Annotated in this window: 16 protein-coding genes; 6 read left to right on the top strand and 10 right to left on the bottom strand. The window is 72.3% G+C overall.

From position 1 onward, the window contains the following. Window positions 1–297 precede the first annotated feature (297 nt). Window positions 298–1086, top strand: a complete 789-nt coding sequence (locus ACFO60_RS29970; protein WP_380846785.1) for an ATP-binding protein — start codon at window positions 298–300, stop codon at window positions 1084–1086. Here ACFO60_RS29970 and ACFO60_RS29965 read toward each other — a convergent pair. Both ACFO60_RS29965 and ACFO60_RS29960 read right to left on the bottom strand, forming a co-directional pair. Then, entirely contained in the window at window positions 1037–2098 is a 1062-nt protein-coding gene (locus ACFO60_RS29965) for a Gfo/Idh/MocA family oxidoreductase (protein ID WP_380846782.1), read from the bottom strand. The two genes, ACFO60_RS29970 and ACFO60_RS29965, sit on opposite strands and share 50 nt — an antisense overlap. Further along, entirely contained in the window at window positions 2095–3000 is a 906-nt protein-coding gene (locus tag ACFO60_RS29960; RefSeq protein ID WP_380846779.1) for a proteasome assembly chaperone family protein, read from the bottom strand. The genes ACFO60_RS29965 and ACFO60_RS29960 overlap by 4 nt, the downstream gene beginning before the upstream one ends. Window positions 3001–3152: 152 nt before the next feature. Here ACFO60_RS29960 and ACFO60_RS29955 point away from each other — a divergent pair, with 152 nt between their 5' ends. Beyond that, on the top strand, window positions 3153–3545 hold the full coding sequence (locus ACFO60_RS29955; protein ID WP_380846776.1) for an ankyrin repeat domain-containing protein: 393 nt from the start codon (window positions 3153–3155) through the stop codon (window positions 3543–3545). Between the two features lie 62 nt (window positions 3546–3607). Then, window positions 3608–4606, top strand: coding sequence for a 4-epi-cubebol synthase (locus tag ACFO60_RS29950; protein WP_380846773.1), 999 nt, complete (start codon window positions 3608–3610; stop codon window positions 4604–4606). A gap of 54 nt (window positions 4607–4660) precedes the next feature. Here the strand turns inward: ACFO60_RS29950 and ACFO60_RS29945 are convergent, their stop codons facing one another. After that, window positions 4661–6769 (bottom strand): ATP-binding protein, encoded by a 2109-nt coding sequence (locus ACFO60_RS29945; protein ID WP_380846770.1) that lies wholly within the window; start codon window positions 6767–6769, stop codon window positions 4661–4663. 182 nt (window positions 6770–6951) lie between these two features. On the opposite strand from ACFO60_RS29945, the gene ACFO60_RS29940 reads away from it, so the two are divergent. Next, window positions 6952–7119 (top strand): hypothetical protein, encoded by a 168-nt coding sequence (locus ACFO60_RS29940; RefSeq protein ID WP_380846767.1) that lies wholly within the window; start codon window positions 6952–6954, stop codon window positions 7117–7119. Window positions 7120–7319: 200 nt separating this feature from the next. Here the strand turns inward: ACFO60_RS29940 and ACFO60_RS29935 are convergent, their stop codons facing one another. Further along, window positions 7320–8555, bottom strand: coding sequence for a hypothetical protein (locus ACFO60_RS29935; protein ID WP_380846764.1), 1236 nt, complete (start codon window positions 8553–8555; stop codon window positions 7320–7322). A gap of 319 nt (window positions 8556–8874) precedes the next feature. Then, window positions 8875–9681 carry an AfsR/SARP family transcriptional regulator gene (locus ACFO60_RS29930; protein ID WP_380846761.1) on the bottom strand — a complete coding sequence of 269 codons (807 nt, stop codon included), beginning with the start codon at window positions 9679–9681 and terminating at the stop codon, window positions 8875–8877. Between the two features lie 277 nt (window positions 9682–9958). Between ACFO60_RS29930 and ACFO60_RS29925 the strand changes: the two genes are divergently transcribed. Beyond that, a complete protein-coding gene (locus ACFO60_RS29925; RefSeq protein WP_380846758.1) occupies window positions 9959–11674 on the top strand; it encodes an FAD-dependent monooxygenase in 1716 nt (571 codons plus the stop codon). 19 nt (window positions 11675–11693) lie between these two features. Continuing rightward, window positions 11694–12593, top strand: a complete 900-nt coding sequence (locus ACFO60_RS29920) for a cyclase family protein (RefSeq protein ID WP_380846755.1) — start codon at window positions 11694–11696, stop codon at window positions 12591–12593. 113 nt (window positions 12594–12706) lie between these two features. Here ACFO60_RS29920 and ACFO60_RS29915 read toward each other — a convergent pair whose 3' ends face one another. Genes ACFO60_RS29915 through ACFO60_RS29895 form a run of 5 tightly spaced genes read right to left on the bottom strand, consistent with a single transcriptional unit; the run spans window position 12707 to window position 17358 of the window. Further along, window positions 12707–13090: a hypothetical protein gene (locus ACFO60_RS29915; RefSeq protein WP_380846752.1), complete on the bottom strand. Its 384-nt coding sequence runs from the start codon at window positions 13088–13090 to the stop codon at window positions 12707–12709. Further along, entirely contained in the window at window positions 13087–14562 is a 1476-nt protein-coding gene (locus tag ACFO60_RS29910; RefSeq protein WP_380846749.1) for a hypothetical protein, read from the bottom strand. Before ACFO60_RS29910 ends, ACFO60_RS29915 begins: the two co-directional genes overlap by 4 nt. 7 nt (window positions 14563–14569) lie before the next feature. After that, the gene (locus tag ACFO60_RS29905; RefSeq protein WP_380846746.1) at window positions 14570–15109 is read right to left on the bottom strand and encodes an acyl-CoA thioesterase; all 540 of its coding nucleotides are present in this window, start codon (window positions 15107–15109) and stop codon (window positions 14570–14572) included. A gap of 9 nt (window positions 15110–15118) precedes the next feature. Beyond that, window positions 15119–16381: an MFS transporter gene (locus ACFO60_RS29900; RefSeq protein ID WP_380846743.1), complete on the bottom strand. Its 1263-nt coding sequence runs from the start codon at window positions 16379–16381 to the stop codon at window positions 15119–15121. 5 nt (window positions 16382–16386) lie between these two features. After that, entirely contained in the window at window positions 16387–17358 is a 972-nt protein-coding gene (locus ACFO60_RS29895; protein ID WP_380846740.1) for an AfsA-related hotdog domain-containing protein, read from the bottom strand. Between the last annotated feature and the right edge of the window lie 10 nt (window positions 17359–17368).

Genomic DNA, 17368 nt, shown 5'->3' with positions numbered 1-17368 from the left:
TCGACGCCGAACATGGCGTGCAGGACGCGCCACGCTTTGGGGCGTGGCCGGGGCGGGTCGGGCAGGCACCAGCGGTGGAACTGGCGGCCGGTGAGCGTCACCGGCTCGCCGATCATGTGCGCCGCCTGCGCGAACGCCGTGAGGAACACCGCCGGTCGATCCCAGCCCCGGTCCGCGCACGCCCGTTCGAACAGGGTCCCGTAGTTGACCACGCTCACCTCCCGTAAGGTCGCTGATGCGTACGGTAATGGAAGGCCGGGGAAAAGAAAGGCGGTCGGCGCGAGAAAGTCGTGCCGTATGTCCCGGCGAAGATCGTCGTGGGACCGTCGGCGGCGGGTTGTCTGGGGGCAGGATTTCCCCCGCAGAAGGACACCCGGACAAATGCGAATCTATTCCTACGACGGACGCGAGGAAAGCGCCGTTTTCCCCAGTACGGAGGCATCCGTCGGGGAGGCCCGGCGGTGGTCGCGCAAGATCCTCGGCGACCATCCGCGCCTCGACGACGCCGTGCTGCTGCTCTCGGAGATCTTCACCAACGCCGTGACGCACGCGGCGTCACCGGAGATCCACGTCACCGTCCTCACCGGATGGGACAGGAGCGTCGAGGTCAAGGTGACCGACCGGGGGACGGCCACGGTCCCGTGCGCGTGCCGCGCACCGGCCGACCCTCTGGCCGAGCGCGGACGCGGGATCCGCCTGGTCCGTGAGCTGTCCAGGCGGTGGAGGTTCCTTAAGGACGCGACCGGCTGCACGGTCTGGTTCATCCTCGACCCCTACGAGCCTCCGGGGGACGACGAGCCCCCGGCCGCCTTCCCCGGCGACCGGCGGGCCACCTACCAGGAGGTCCACGACGGACGGGGCATCGGTACCGCTGCCCGGCCTGCGGGCCGGGCCACCCCGCCTACGGGTCCGGCCACCCCGCCTGCAAGTCCGGGTCCGGTTACTCCGCCTGGGGGTTCGGCCACCCCGCCTGCAAGTCCGGGTCCGGTTACTCCGCCTGGGGGTTCGGCCACTCCGCCTGTGGGTCCGGGTCCGGCTACTTCGCCTGGGGGTTCGGCTGACTCGTCTGCGGGTCCAGGGGGATGACGCGCCGCTCCTGCGCCGAGACGCGGGCCGCGCCGAGGACGGCGAGGGCCTCGGCGACCTCCAGCGGGTCGACCGGCGGCGGCGCGCCCTCGGTCAGCGCGGCGACGACGCCGGTGTAGAACTCCTGGTAGGCGCCCGGCAGCGTCTCGACCCTGCGGGCGTCGCCGTCGACGCCGAGGAGGCCCCAGCGGTCGGCGGGCTCGGCGCCCCACCCGGGGCCGCCCGGGCGCTCGCCGGCCCGCAGGCGGTCCTCCTGCGGGTCCAGCCCCCACTTGACGTAGGCGCCGCGCGAGCCGAGAACGCGGAACCTCGGCCCGAGCTGCGCGGTGACCGCGCTCATCCACAGGTGGGAGCGGGCGCCGCCGGCGTGGGTGAGGGCGATGAACGCGTCGTCGTCGGCGCCCACCCCGGCCCGCCGGACGTCGGTCTCGGCGTACACGTCGGTGACCGGGCCGAGGAAGCGCAGCGCCTGGTCGACCAGGTGGCTGCCGAGGTCGTACAGCAGGCCGCCCAGCTCGTCGGGGCCGCCGTTCTCGCGCCACCCGCCCTTGGGCGCCGGTCGCCAGCGCTCGAACCGCGACTCGAAGCGGCGCACCTCGCCGAGGTCGAGCGTGCGCAGCGTGCGGAAGTCGCCGTCCCAGCGGCGGTTCTGGAACACCGTCAGCATCAGGCCGCGTGCGCGCGCCAGCTCCGCCAGCTCCAGGGCCTGCGCGGCGGTGGCGGCCATGGGTTTGTCCACCACCACCGGGACCCCGGCCGACAGGGCCAGCCGCGCGAGCGGCACGTGGGTGCGGTTGGGGGAGGCGACGACGACCAGGCCGGGGGCTCGCCCGAGCAGGTCTTCGGCCGTGGGGACGACCTCGGCGCCGGGATGCTCGCGCGCGATCTGCGCCGCCCGTTCGGGGCTGCGCGTCACCACGGCGGAAAGGCGCAGGCCGGGCGTGGCCGCGATCAGCGGCGCGTGGAAGAACGCCCCCGCCGGGCCGTACCCGACCAGGCCGACATCGATCATGAGTCTTTCTCGTCGCGCTCGGCCAGGAAGCGCTCGAACTGGGCGGCCAGCTCGTCACCGGTCGGCATCGGGGTGCTCTCGGCCATGAGGTTCTCGCGCTCGGCCCCGGCGTTGAAGGCGTCGTACTGCTGCTCCAGGCCCTGGATGGCCGTCGACAGCTCGGCCGAGGCGATGATCTGCTCCTCGATCTCGGCGGTGGTCTTCTCGGCGGCGTCGCGAAGGCCGTCCAGCGGGAACACCAGCCCGGTGCCGCGGCTGATCGCCTCCAGCGCCGTCACCGCCGCCCGCGGATACTCCGCCTGGGCGAGGTAGTGCGGGACGTGGACGGCGTAGCCGAGCGCGTCGTGCCCGCGGGCGCCGAGCCGCAGCTCCAGCAGCGAGGCGGCGCTGCCCGGCACCTGGATCTTGCCGAACGGGCTGCCAGGGCCGGTGATCAGGCCGGGCCGGGTGCCGTGCGCGGTCAGGCCGAGGGGGCGCGTGTGCGGCGCGGCCATCGGGATGCCGTGCACGGTGACCAGCTTGGCGATGTTGAGCCGGGTGGCCAGGGTGCCGACCGCCTCGACGAACAGCTCCCACTCGCGGTCGGGCTCGGGCCCGCTCATCAGCAGGAACGGCGTGCCGGCCGCGTCCTGGGTGAGGTGCACCACCAGCTCGGGCGACTCGCAGTCGACCCAGCGGTCGGTGTCGAAGGTCATCAATGGGCGGCGGGAGCGGTAGTCCAGGAGACGGTCGAGGTCGAACGTCGCCACGACCCGGTGCTCCAGCTCGGCGAGCAGGTGGCCCACGGCGAGCCGTCCGGCTCCTCCGGCGTCCACGAACCCCTCGAAGTGGTAGAGCAGCACCGGATCGGTCAGCTCAGGGACATCACCGCTGAGCCGGTAAAGATCCGTCGGGTCGAACACCTTGGGTCCCAGCCTTTCTATCGTCTCTCAACACAGAACCTATGGGATGCGCTGAGGATTCCGCCGGGGAGTCGCCCGCTGTCCCGGAACCCCACGTCCACCCGCGTCCGCGTCGCCGGCCGGGCCCGCCGGGGCCGGTGCACAATAGAGGGATGGGGGAGGACGCGGACGTCGAGGAGCTCGCCACCCGGCTGTTCCAGATGGCGAGGGCGGGGCAGGCCGAGCGGTTGTGCGCCTATGTGGACGCGGGCGTGCCCGTCGACCTCCACAACGACAAGGGCGACACGCTGCTGATGCTCGCCGCCTACCACGGGCACGCGGCGGCCGTCCGCGCGCTGCTCGAGCGCGGCGCCGATCCGTCGCGGGTCAACGACCGCGGCCAGACCCCGCTCGCGGGCGCGGTGTTCAAGAAAGAGCCCGAGGTCGTGCGGGCCCTGCTCGACGCGGGGGCCGACCCGGCGGAGGGCGTCCCGTCCGCTCAGGAGACGGCCCGGATGTTCGGGCATACACTATTCCTGGAATGGTTCGCGCACAAAATGAATTAACCGCTCACATCCGGCACTATCGCCTTGTAGTTATATGGCCTCTTTGTTGTCATGATGTGGAGATGGCTGATTTCGCGCCGTCCAAGCTCCTTCTTCCCTCTTTGTCGTGCCCGTTCCCCAGCCTGGTCAGCCCCTACGCCGAGCAGGTCGACGCCGAGACCTTCTCCTGGCTCGTCAAGAGCCGGATGATCGACGACTCCGCCGAGCTTGACCGCTATCGCGAGGCCGGATACGGCTGGCTGGGCGCCCGCACCTATCCCTACGCCGCCCACGACATGCTCCGCCTGGTGACCGACTGGTGCGTCTGGCTGTTCGCCTTCGACGACGCCTTCTGCGAGTCCGACCGCCGCGCCGCGGAGATCGCCCGGGCGCTGCCGCAGCTGCTCGCCGTCCTGGACGAGGACCCCGTGCCGGGCACGTCCCTGGAGAACCCCTTCGCCCGCGCCATGCTGGACGTCAAGGCCCGCGTGCGCGCCGCCGGCAGCGCCGACCAGCTCGACCGCTGGCGCACCGTCACCAAGGACTACCTGTTCGCCCAGGTGTGGGAGGCCGCCAACCGCGAGGACGCCGTGGTCCCCACCTACGGCGACTACATCTTCATGCGGCGCAGGACGGGCGCCATGCTGACGGTCTTCGCGCTGATCGACCTCGCCACCGGTCATCCCCTCACCCCCGACGAGTGGCGCGACAAGGACCTGCGCGAGATCACCGAGAGGGCCAACGACGTGGTCGTCTGGGACAACGACCTGCTCTCGTACGCCAAGGAGCGGCACGGGGTCAACGCCCGCAACAACCTGGTCAACGTGCTCGCCCGCCACCGGCACCGATCCATCCAGCAGTCGATGAACCAGATCGGCAGGATGCGCGACGCGGCCGTCATGCGGATGGTCGCCCTGCGGGCCGTGCTGGACACGTTCGGCTCGGTCGCCGTCTCGGCCTACGTCCGCGGACTCGAGCACTGGATCAGCGGCAGCGTCGCCTACTCGCTCACCAGCACCAGGTACACCAAGGCGTGGCAGGGACAGATGCTGACCCCCGCCGGCCACCCCGCGACCACCTGACCCCGCGCCCGCCGACCGGTGGACGCGGGGTCAGGGGGCGGCGTCACCGGTGTGTCAGGGGCTGGGCTCGCCGGGGTCGATCTCGCCCATGGCGTAGCTGACGGCCTCCTCGAAGTTCATGCGGGAGCCCTGCTGGTAGCTCTCGAGGTAGACGTCCTCGCCGAGCATGCGCTTGCACTCTTTGACGCACTGCTCGTGCTCGGTGCTGAAGAACGGCGAGCCGAACTGCGGCATGCCGAACAGCCGCCAGTTCGCCTGGACGGCGCCGAGGATGCGCGCCGCCCGCGCCGGCTCGCCCTGGTCGGCGGCGAGCTGCGACAGCGTCTCCATCGCCAGGACGGCGCCCAGCACGTCGTGGAAGTGCCGCTTGATGCGCAGTGACTCCTGCGCGCTCTGCACGGCCTCCTCGGTGCGGCCGGTCATCCGCTCGATCGCCGAGGTCGCCCACACGGCGTACGAGCGCAGCCACAGCTCGCCGCGCTCGGTGCACAGCTGGCGGCAGTCGCGCAGCAGCGACTCGGCCTCGGCCAGCTCGTTCTGCTGGGTGAGCACGACCGCCAGCTCGACGATCGCGGGCAGCAGGCCCGGGTTCAGCTCGCGCCCGCTGCGGTGGAACTCGATCGCCACGCCGAGCAGGGCCGTCGCCTTGTGCAGGTCGCCCTGCAGGAAGGCGGACGTGCCCTGCATCTTGGTCGCCAGGATCACCGCGATGGAGTCGCCCACGCGCACGGCGTCGGCGGCGCACTTCTCGGCGGCGTCCAGCGAGCCCGTCGTGTCGCCCTGGGCGCTGCGGACGTAGGCGAGCACCCACAACGCCTTGCAGCGTTCCTTGCTGGGCTGGGAGCTCGCGTGCAGCGCCCGTTCCAGGTACAGCCGGCCCTCGCGGGCGAACCCGCAGGCGACCCACATGAACCACAGGGAGGACAGCAGCTCGAGACCGGTGCGCGCCTCGGCGGGGTCGCTCAGGCAGTAGTCGAGGGCGGCGCGGATGTTGTCGTGTTCGTTGCGCATCCGCCCGAACCAGTAGACCTGCCGCGGCCCCGACCACGCGTGCTCGCCCCGCTCGGCGAGCTGCAGGTAGTAGTCGCGGTGGCGGCGCCGGACCCGGTCGCTGTCGCCGAGCTTGTCCAGCCACTCTTTGCCGTAGTGCCTCAGCGTGTCGATGAGCCGGTAGCGGACCCCCGCGCGGTCGTTGTTGCTGAGCAGGATCGACTTCTCCACCAGGCCGGTGACCAGGTCCATGACGTTCTCGGCGGGGAGGTCCTCGCTGGCGCAGACGAAGCGGGCGGCCTCCAGTTCGAAGTCGCCGGAGAAGATGGAAAGGCGCGCCCACAACAGCCGCTCGGCGGGCTCGCACAGCTCGTGGCTCCAGCCGATGGCCGCGCGCAGTGTCTGGTGGCGGGGCAGAGCGGTGCGGCTGGCGCCCGCGAGCAGGCTGAAGCGGTCGGTCAGCAGCGCCAGGATCTGTTCCACCGACAGCGCGCGCAGGCGGACCGAGGCCAGCTCGATGGCCAGCGGGATGCCGTCGAGCCGCCGGCACAGCTCCGACACCGCCGCGATGTTGTCCTCATCGACGGTGAAACCGGGGACGACCGCGGAGGCGCGCTCGGCGAACAGCTGGATCGACTCGTTGACGAACGGGCTCTCGCCGTCGTCGCCGGGCACCAGCAAGGGGGAGACGGGGATGGTCTGCTCGCCCGGCACGCCGAGCGACTGCCTGCTGGTCGCCAGCACCCGTACGTGCGGGGCGTCGCGCAGCACCTGTTCGACGAGCCCGGCGCACTGGTCCAGCAGGTGCTCGCAGGAGTCGAGGACGAGCAGCACGTTGCGCGGCGTCATCCACTCGGTGAGGGTCTCGACCTCTGAACGGGCGGACTGGTCGGCGATGCCGAGCGCGGCGTTGACGGCGTGCGGCACCATCGTCGCGTCCTGCAGCCTGGACAGGTCGACGTACCAGACGCCGTCGGCGAACTGCGGGCCCACCTGGTGGGCGATGCGCAAGGCGGTGCGCGACTTGCCGACGCCCCCGATGCCGGTCACGGTGACCAGGCGGGATTGCTGGAGGCGCTGCCTGATGGTGGCCAGTAGCCGCTCTCTGCCGACGAAGCTGGTGAGCTCGGCGGGGAGATTGCCCTCTCTGCGCCATCCTGCCGGGGTTGCCATGGGCCGCCTCACGGGGGGTCGTTCCGGCGTGCTGCCTGCTCCCGCATCGTACCCGTGCGGGCGGTTGGATGTCCTTGCGCCGCAGATGTACGTGCCCGTTGTGAGATCAGAGGGACCGGAGGGGCGGAAGGTACGGCTGGGAGTGGCGGTCGCACCGCCCGCCGGGCGCGTAGCATTGTGCCGTGACTGCGCATGAGCCGGATGACCTGCGTCCGGTGGACCTCTTCGACGAGGGGCTGCCGGTGCTGCCTGACCAGACGAGCGACGACACCGACTCCGGGTGGGGCGAGTGGCGCTCGTCGGACGACGTGTCACATCTCCTGGAAGAGCGCCCGCCGCACTGGGACTGACACCGTCGCCCGGGGCTCCGCGTCCGCGGAGCCCACCACACGTCCGTCACGGCCCGAAGACCCACAGGCCTTCGGGCCGTTACCTTGAGCCGTTGGGGCCGTTACCTTGAGCCGTCGCCTTACCGGCGGCTCCGGGAGCCCGGGCTCCCGGAGCCCGTCGCCTTACCGGCGGCTCCGGCGCCCGGCGGCTCCGGCCGGCTTCAGGCGCCGGCCGGGCCGGCCGTCGCGGCCGAGCCGTTCACGCTGAGCACGCGCTCGCGCTCAGGCCGCTCGGCGCTGTCCGGCACCACGATCGCGGGGAAGGTGCCGGTGTCGACGATGCCGTGCTCGTTGTAGGCGATCTCGATCAGCGCGTGGGCGCGGGGCTCCAGCTTCCACAGCGCGCGGTACTCCCTGGCCGTGGTGAGCGAGATGCCGACCTCCCTGGCGATGTCGGCCGCCCGCGGAACGATCTTGCGCTCGATCTGGTTGTCCCAGAAGGACCGGGCGGCGCGCAGCAGGGCGGCCCGCTGGGCGGTGTCGACCACCTGCGGGACCGGCTCGGAGTCCATGATCTCGGCCTCCTCGTCGTCGTCGGCGATGTACGCCGCCACCGGGGAGGAGGCCACCGGCAGCGCGTGCCGCCGGTCCTCCTCGGGCTCGGGGCCCCACGGCACCGGAGGACGCAGGTCGATCAGCGCGCTGGTGTTGTACAGGGCGCCGATCTGCTGCAGCAGGGCCTCCTGGCGGCCGGCGTCCACCGCCAGGCCGGTGTGCTCCACGGCCTGGTCCATCATGCGGTCGAGCCGGGCGAGCGCCGTGCGCATCTTGCGGTCGGAGGCGCCGGTCTCGCGCAGCGCGCGGGCGCGCTTGGCGGCCAGGGCGACGCGGGTGAGCCTGCGGTGGGCGTCGACCTCGCTCGCGGTGCGGTCGCTGACCTCGGCCAGCCCGAGCCTGACCATGGCGCGCTCGGGCGTCAGCCGCCACTTGATGCGCGAGCGGCCGGTGATGCGGTGCCGTTCGATGGCCATGCCGCGCTCCCACAGCCAGGCCGCGACCAGCGGGGCGGCGAGCCGGAAGATGGCCTCGGCCATGCTGCGGGCGTCCAGGCTGGACAGCACGGCCGACAGGCTCGTCAGCGCCCACACGGCGATGCCGTCGATGCCGGCGGAGAAGTTCTCGCGCATGTTGCGGCGGGCGCGCACCGCGCTGGTGATCACCGCGACCTCGATGAACGCGAACAGCAGCAGCCGCAGTGGCCCGTCGAAGCCGAGCACGTCGCCCGAGAACCGCCACATGCCCTGCGCGGACACCCCGGTGGCGATGCTGGCGGCGACGATGGTGAGGATGTCCTCCGCCGGGCGGTTCTCGGCGAACCTGCGGAAGGCGTGCGCGCACACGTGGTAGACGGCGCGAAGGATGAAGAAAGCCAGAACCAGGACGACCAGGGCGGACACACAGATGATGGCCGCTTGACCCGGATGTTCGGCTGCGAACGTTGATATCTGCTCGATGGGGGGCATCAGTCTCTGTCCGTCATTCTCGATGTCCGACAGGATTACCGAGAGGATCATTCCAGAGTATCGCCCGGTTGTTCACGCCAATGAACATTCGTCTCCGGAAAGTCACCGTGCACACCCGCCCCAGGCTTCACGCCCGCTCGGCGCCACCCCGGGACGGCGCGCGCCGGCCTTCGGGGGTCACGAGCGGACCGCGCGGACCCGGCGTGGAGGAGCACCCGCCGAGCCGTGTCCGGCCACGCTCAGCGGGCGGCGATCAGGAATGCGCGTGGAAACACGGCACGCGTGCCTCCATCGGGTTGCGGTCGGTGTCGGAGGACAGGATCTCCTGCTGCAGGCGGCGGGCGTCCGCCGAGGGCTCCAGCCCGAGCTCCTGGTCGAGCACCCGGCGCAGGTCGTGGAAGGCCATCAGCGCCTCGCCCCTGCGGCCGGACCGGAACAGGACCTCGATCAGCCGGGTGTGGTACCACTCGTTGAGCGGGCAGACCGCGATGAGCGAGCGCAGTTCGGCCACCAGCTCGCGATGGCGTCCGAGCAGCATGTCGGCCTCCAGGCGCAGCTCGATGGCGCGGTAGCGAATCTCCTGCAGGTAGGTGAGGTGCCGGCTGAGGACGGGACCCGGGCTCACGTTGGCGAGGGCCCGTCCCCGCCACATGTCCAGCCCTTCGCGCAGCACCTGCGCGGCCTTCTCGGGCATGCCCGCGTTCAGGAGATCACGGCCCTCGGCGACGAACTCGGCGAACATGGTGGCGTCCAGCCGCTCGGGCTCCATGCGGAGCACGTAACCGGTGGACTCGGTCATCAGCATGTCGGCGGCCTCGCGCGTGGTCTCGTCGGCGGCCAGCGACGAGCGCAGGTTGTAGACGTGCGTGCGGATCGCCCCTACTCCGCCGCGCGAGCGGTTGACGTCCCACAGCTCCTCCGCGAGCGTTTCGACGTCGACGACCTCGTTGACCCGTAACAGCAGCAAAGCGAGCACCTGACGTGCTTTGGGGCCTTTCGGGGAACGGACACCCCCATCGCTTCTCAACTCCAGAGAACCGAGAACACCGAACCGGATCATCACTTCCCCATTTCTTAAGTTGTGCTGACAATCCATGATGAGCTGTTCGTCGTTCGTCGGCATGGTATACCGGGCAACCGCAGGTCAAGGGCCCTGTGTCCGCGAGACTGATCCAAAGCGGAAGGCCTATGTCTCTTTGGAGGTACCGGGCGGATCGTTAGTTCCGCGCGATGTCCTCCTTTGCAGGAATGGCCTCGTCAGGATGGGCGGCTACTGTCGCAGGCGAGAATTCCAGGTTGTGCGCCATTCGCCACTGTAAGTGAACGGAGTATGACAAGTGAAGAATTCCTTGCCTGTTTTGGTGGTGGGCGCCGGCCCCACCGGCCTCGCCCTGGCCACCGAGCTGCGGAAGCGGGGACTGGAGTGCCGGATCATCGACCAGGCGAGCGACCGCCCGGCGAACCAGGCGCGGGCCCTCACTCTGTGGCCCGGCGCCCTCGACGTGCTCGCACGGCACGGGACAGCGGAAGAGGTGGTCGACGCCGGACTGCGGATGAACGCCGCGCGCTACTGGTCACGCGGCAAGAACGTCGCCTCGGTGTCCTTCGGGGACGCCCCTGGCGGCGGACCGGCAATGCTGGGCATCACCCAGCCCGCGGTCGAGGCCGTCATGATCCGCCGGCTCGCCGAGCTGGGCCTCGACGTGGAGTGGCGGACCACGCTCGTCACGCTCGCCGACCAGGGAGACAGGGTCCTCGTGCGCCTGGCCGGACCCGGCGGAGAAGAGGAGTTCACGGCGAGCTGGGTCGTCGGGTGCGACGGCGCGCACAGCAGCGTCCGTGAGCTCTGCGGCATCCCCTTCGCCGGGCGCACCTACTCGCGCAGCTTCGTGCTCGGCGACGGCGCGATCGACGGTCCCGTCCCGCGCGGCGAGGCCCACTACCACCTGCACCCTGACGGCGTGCTCGTCGTGGTGTCGCTGCCGAGCGGGGACCTGCGGGTGTTCGCCGACGCGACGAAGGTCGGCGCGCTGGACGCCTCCCCGACCATCGAGGACCTGCAACGGCTGGCCGACGATCGCGCGCCCTACCGGCTCGACATCAAGGAGCTGCGCTGGAGCACCCGCTTCCTGGTGCACATGCGCCAGGCGGCGAGCTACCGGTCCGGGCGATGCCTGCTCGCGGGCGACGCCGCCCACGTCCACAGCCCGGCGGGCGGGCAGGGCCTCAACACCGGCATCCAGGACGCGGCCAACCTGGGATGGAAGCTGTCGCTCATCCTGCAGGGCAGCGGCCATGCCGATCGGCTGCTGGAGAGCTACGAGGCCGAGCGCTCGCCCGTCGCGGCGCAGGTGCTGAAGGGGGCCCACCTGCAGACACGGCTGTGGACCGTCCGCTCGCCCGTCGCGCGGTTCCTGCGCGACAGGCTGCTGAGCACCCTCGGCAGGACCGGGATCCTGCAACGCCGGTTCATCCCGCAACTGGCGCAGGACGACCTGGACTACCGCCGCAGTCCGGTCGTGGGCCCGCACGGGGGCCGCCGCGCCCTTGGCGCGCGGGGCCTGCCGGACACCGTGGTCACGCGGGCGGCCGACGGAGGACACGTGCGACTGCGTCAGGTGCTGTCCGACGACAGGCACATCCTGCTCGTGCTCGCCGGTGCGGACGGCGCGGACTCCGCGCCGGTCCGCGCGGCGGTGTCGGCGGCGGCGCCGCTGGCGGACCGGCTGGTGGTGCGCGTGCTGGTCGGCGGGCCCGGCGGCCGGGAAGCCTCCCCGGCCGCCGCGCCGGCCGCCGGGGAGGTCTACGAGCTTCCCGACGGCTACGCACCCCAGGGTGCGCTGAGCGGTTGCAAGCTCGTCCTGGTGCGCCCCGACGGGTACGTCGCCGGCGCCTCGGCCACGTTCGACGTCGAACCTCTCATCGACGTGCTGGGCACCGGCGCCCGCGAGCCCGTGGCGGCCGCCCCGGGAACGACCGTGGCCGCCTCGGAAACGACCGCGGTCGCCTCCGAGACGATCGCGGTCGCCTCGGACACGACCGCGGACCGCTGAGAACGAGGAGACGCCCTTCATGTGTTCGCCAGAGACGATCATGGCCGCGCTCGAAGGCGTGCCCGATCACGGCTCCTGCCGTCATCCCGGGGACGCCGGCCCCGTCGAGCGGGCGCCACGGCCGCCCGGCCGGCGGCAGGCGATGCGGGCCGCGGTCGCCGGCGCCCTCGGGCTCGGGGGCGCGATGGCGCTCGGCTCCGGGCCCGCCCGGGCCGCCTCGCGCCGCGCCCAGCGGGTCCTGGACCTGACCCACCCGCTCAGCCCCGACTTCCCGGTCTTCGAGCTGTACGTGCGCAAGCCGGTGCGCCGGCAGGTGATGTTCGAGGACGTCATCGGGTTCAACACCTCGGAGTGGACCTTCAACGAGCACACCGGCACGCACATGGACGTGCCGGCGCACTCCAAGAGGGGCCTGCCGACCGTGGACCTGATCCGGGTCGAGGACCTGGTGGCGCCGTTGTGCGTCATCCGCATCGCCGCGCGGGCCGCCCGGGACAACATCACCGAGCTCACCGTCAAGGACATCAAGGAGTGGGAGCGCAAGAACGGCCCCCTTCCCGACCGCGCGTTCGTCGCCTCCGACAGCGGCTGGTACAAGCGCGTGGGCGACGCGCGGGCCTACCTGCAGTTCGACGCGCTCGCCCAGGTGATGCGCTTTCCCGGCGTCAGCCCGGAGGCGGCGGACTTCCTGATCGACAAGCGGTCCATCGTCGGCTTCGGCACCGACACCAGCAGCCTGGACGTCGGCACGCGGCGCGAGCCGCTGGTCCACCGCATGCTGCTGACCACGGGGCGGTACGGGCTTGAGAACCTGGCCGCGCTCGACACCGTGCCGGATCGGGGCGCGACGCTGGTCGTGGGCGCGCCGAAGCTGCGAGGCGGCTTCGGCGCGCCGGTGAGGGCCCTGGCCCTGCTGTGAGCGCGCGGGCGGGGTGAGCGGGTTCTCCGGGGGGGCCTTCCGGAGAACCCGCTCACCCCGCCCGCGCGCCTCCTCAGCCCGTGACCAGGGTGCTGACGACCACCACCTCCTCCTCAGCCCGTGACCAGGGTGCTGACGACCACCACCTCCTCGCCGGCCGCGCCGCGCACGCGCACCGACAGCTCCCACACCCCGGCCATCGTGAACAGCCGCCCGGTGGCGGTGAAGCGGCCGGGGCCCTGGCGCCGCGCCGTGATCTCGGGGGTGGCGTGACCCATGGCAGGCATCACGGCCGACAGCCAGACCGAGCCGGCCGTGCCCGGCTCCACCCGGACCTCGGCCGCCACGGGGTGGACGGCCGGCTCGTCCAGGGTCACGGTGACCGAGTAGTGAGCGCCGGTGGCCCGCAGCCGCACCGGGCCCGAGCGGGAGCGGCCCGCGACGACGAGCGCGACGATGGCCGCCGCCAGCACCACCATGATCAGGAGCCGCCTCATCGGGCGCCGTCGCCGGGTGCGACCGTGACGCTGAAGGGCACGGTGACGACGCGGAAGTCCCTGGCGTACTGCACCCAGCCGAGATAACGGCCGGGCGCGGGGAAGCTGAAGGTGAACCGCAGTCTCGGCTCGTACACCGCCGAGCCCTCGTCGGGCTGAGCGGAGGTCTGGGCCATCGAGCCCATCTCGTGGACATGTCCCATGAAGCCGCCGTCCTGGTCGCGCACGATGAGATGGCCGGCCATGCCGAGCCAGGGCTGGAGCCGGCCGCCGCCGACGTCGAGCTCGATGGTCGCGGGCCGGCCCGCCACCGGCGGGGCGGGAGTCGTCACCGGCCGGGCGAAGCCGCCGGGAGGGCCCGCGGACGGGCCCCCCGCGGCACCGGACGGGTCCGCGGTGGCGCCGGCATCCGGGGTGGCGCCGGGCTCATCCGCGGGGGTGGTGCCCGCCACGGCGACGAGACCGCCGGGGGCCGTGGCCGGCTCCGGCTCGTCCTGGACGGCGGGCCGGCCCGGCGCGGCGGCGACGGTGAAGCGCCTCTGGAGGAGCTGGCCGCCCGATCCGTCGCGTTCGATCTCGGCGTAGGCCAGGTACCGGCCCGGCCGGTCGGGGCGAAGGCGCACCTCCAGACGCCCGGGCGCGGTGCGCAGCGGGTGCAGGTGCCGGAAGAACGCGCCGTCCTCGCTGGTGATCACGAGGTGGGCCGGCGCGGCGTGGTGGACGGCGAGGTCGTCGACGGGGCGGCCGGTGGAGCCGTCGACCAGGTCCAGCCTCACCACCAGTTCCGCCCCGGCGACCGGCCGCTCCGGCGTGGTGTGGATCGCGGCCATCGCGTACGGACGTCCGGCCACCGGAGAGGGCGGCGCCGGAGCCGCGCCGTCGGGCAGGGACGGCGGCAGCCGCGACGACAGCAGCGCCACGGTGATCGCGGCGACGCCGATCGCGGCGCCACCGCCCACCGCCGCCGCGGACGCCCGCCTGGCGAGCCCGCCGGTGAGCATCCCGCCGATCAGGAGGGCCCCCGCCGCGTACAGGCCTCCGTGGATGACGAACTCCCACGGTGAGGCGCGGGCGACCAGCACGCGGAACGGCAGGACGGAGAACTCGCGAGCGGCCCTCAGCTCCAGTTCGTGCGGCCCGGTCTCCTGGACCCGGATCGCGGCGGGATAGGCGCCGGCCCGGCCGCGCACCAGCCGCACGGCGCCCGTGGCGACGCGCCCGGTCTCGGTCGAGCGGACCGTGAGGGCGATCGTCAGGTCGGGCACGGGCTGATGGGCGAAGACGACGACAGGGAGCGCGGCGGGAACCTTCGGCGTGCTCCTGATCACCACCGTGAGCTCGGTCCCCGCGATCGTCTGGGCGAGGCTCGTGTCGGCGCCGGCGACGATGGCGTCCGCCGACGCGGGGGCCGCCGCCGGCGCGATGACGAGCACGGTGAGGCAGAGCAGGACGAGCGCCGCGAGTCGCTTCATCGTCCGGTCAGGCGACGTAACGCCGCAGGAAGGCGTGCTCCTCGGCGGTGAAGCGGCGCAGCCCGGCGGTCTCGGGGTCATAGGCCACGATGAGCGACCGGGCCTCGGCGAACACCTCTTCCTCGTTGCGGATCTCCGCCGCCAGCTCGAACCGCACCTGGCCGATCTTGGTCACCCACGACTCGACCTGGACGACGCCGTGCCGGAACAGCAGCGGCCGCCGGTAGTCCACCTGGTGCCGGGCGACGGCGACGCTCACCATCGAGGTCTCCGGATGGGCGTCGTTCCGCGTCTTGCGCAGGAAGTCGAAGAACAGCGCGATGCGTGCGTCCTCCAGGTAGTCCAGGAACCGCACGTTGTTGACATGACCGTGGGCGTCGATGTCCGCGAAACGCACGGGGCGGTGGAAGACGTGGCGCCCTGTCGTGCTCTTGCCGGACGCCGACCGTTCCGGCGACACGTGCGAGACGGGTGTCACCGGCATCGGCTGCAGCCATGGCCGCAGTGTCGCTTCGTTGATCAGGTCGTGGATCGCTTGGTTCTTCATCGCAATTCCTCACTGTGAAGGATGTCGGGTGACCGATCTGACGGTGACGAGCGCGACGACGGCCAGCAGGGCCGCGGCGACGTCCACCAGGAGAGCCGTGCCGAACCCGGCCCGCGAGTAGACCGAGGCGCCCCACGAGATGGACGCCAGCGCGGAGCCGAGGACGAAACCGGCGCCCCGCGCCATCTGCACGTGCGAGGCGACCTTGACGATCAATCGGGAGGGCGCGGCGGTCAGGGCCACACCCTGGGCGGTCCCACAGGAAAGGCCCATGCCCACGCCCGCGGCGAGCAGGCGGACGGCCACGTCCACGGCCGTCCATCGAGGAGACATGGGCAGGATGAGCGATATGCCGCCGGCCGCGACGACGGCTCCGGCGAGGGCGACGGCACGCGTCCCGAAACGCCGGGCCAGCGGCCCCGCCGCCAGGCCCGCCACGGTCACGCCGGCGGGCAGCGCCAGCATGGCGAGCCCGACCTCCGCGAGCGGGCTCTGCTGCACCCCTCCCTGGAAAAGGAAGAACGGGTACAGCGCGATGACCGCTCCGTCGAACGCCGCCAGGGCGGCCAGAGCGGCCAGGGCGGCCGGCGCGACCGGCCGCCGCGACGCGCCGCCCGCCCTTTCGGCGGGGAAGGCGGAGGGCTCCGGCGACCGGGCCGAGCGAAGGGCCCGCGCCCCGGCGATGAGGACGACGACGACGAGAGGGAGTTGTACGACCAGCAGGGCGCGCCAGCCGATCACGGCGAGCAGGCCGCCGCCCGCCGTGGGCCCCGTGAACGCGCCGAGCGTGCCGCACACGGCGGTGACACTGAGCGCGCTCACGGGGCGCGCCGATCGCAGGGCGAGCACGGGCGCCAGGACCAGCAGCAGCGCGGCGAACCCGCCCTGGAGGACCCGTGCGGCGATCAGCGCGACGATGTGGGGGGCCACGCCGCACAGCACGGTGGCGGCGGCGAAGCCCCCCGCGCCCAGCAGCAGCGTCCGTCGCGGCCCGGCCCGCTCCAGTCGTCGTGCCGCGGGCGGGATCAGCAGGACGCTCGGCAGCGCGTACCCCAGCAGGACCCACAGGCTCACGCCGGGCACCGTGCCGAGGTCGCGTTCGACCGCCGGGAGCGCGAGGCTCGCGACGGTCAGGGTGAGCATCGTGGTGAACGCGATCAGCGCGGCCGTGGCCGGCTCACGGCGCCCGCGCGAAGGCCCCCCGCCGGTCGTCTCGAAGGCCGGGCGCGAGGGGACGACCGCGACGACGCCGGGTGGCGGGGTGATCGCCATGGGCGTCAGGCCGCCGGGTAGGGACTGAGCTCGACGCTGGCCTCGGCGAGCTGCTTGCCGTCCTGGTGCAGCGCGAGCTCGACGGTGACCCGCCCGGCCTCGTCACGCTCGCACACCCGTGCGGAGGCCTCCAGCACCGAGCCGAACTCGCCGAAGCTGCGGAACGTCGTGGCGCAGCCGGTCACCGCGGCGACGGGCGAGGCGAGCCTGCCCGCCCTGGTCGCGGTGACGAGCGCGGCCTGCCGGAAGCCCTCGACGATGAACGGGCCGGGAACGTGGTCGTAGGCGTGATCGAAGTAGGACGGATGGGTGGTGTCGATGACGTAGGGGAACCGGTGCTCGACCGGCTCGCCGACGACCACGTTGCGCGGATCGGTCCGTCCCACCTGCGCGGGGTCCAGCGGCTTCGGGCGGGGGGCGCCCGCGGCCGCGGCGGGCTTCCTGGAGAGCTGGAACTCGCGCAGCGCCTTGTAGTCGTCGCGGTCGAAGAACACCACGTCGCCGCTCAGGGTCATGGCGGTCCTGCCGTCGATGACCAGCTCGCCGTACAGGGTCATGTCGCCGAGGTCGGCGCCGGGCTTGCCCTTGTCGTCCACGCGGTAGCGCAGCACGCCCTGGAGCGGCGTGGCCTCGTCGTCGCGGTAGCACTCCAGGTCCTCGACGCGGAACTGCCACCGCAGCAGGCTGAAAGGCAGGCCGACCGGCACGCCGAAATAGCGGTGCAGGACGACGAACGAGCCCTGCCGCGCCGCCTCCGCCGTGGAGAACGGGTCATGGAAGGCGATCTTGCGGTCGAACCAGAGGCTGTGCGCCCGGGGGAGTTGCACGGCGACCAGGTACTCGCCCTCGGCGCCCTTGGCGGAATCGGTCACGAACACCTCGCCCACCGCCTGCCGGTGGGCAAGGGCGCGCGGCATGGTCTGCTCGAAGCTCAGCAGCTCGCTGAGCGCGGGACTCACACGTTCGGGGGTCAGCATCTCGGGACTC

The organism is Sphaerisporangium dianthi (assembly GCF_042654065.1).
In the GTDB taxonomy this organism is placed as follows: Bacteria; Actinomycetota; Actinomycetes; order Streptosporangiales; family Streptosporangiaceae; genus Sphaerisporangium; species Sphaerisporangium dianthi.
This window is presented reverse-complemented; position numbering and strand designations above follow the sequence as displayed.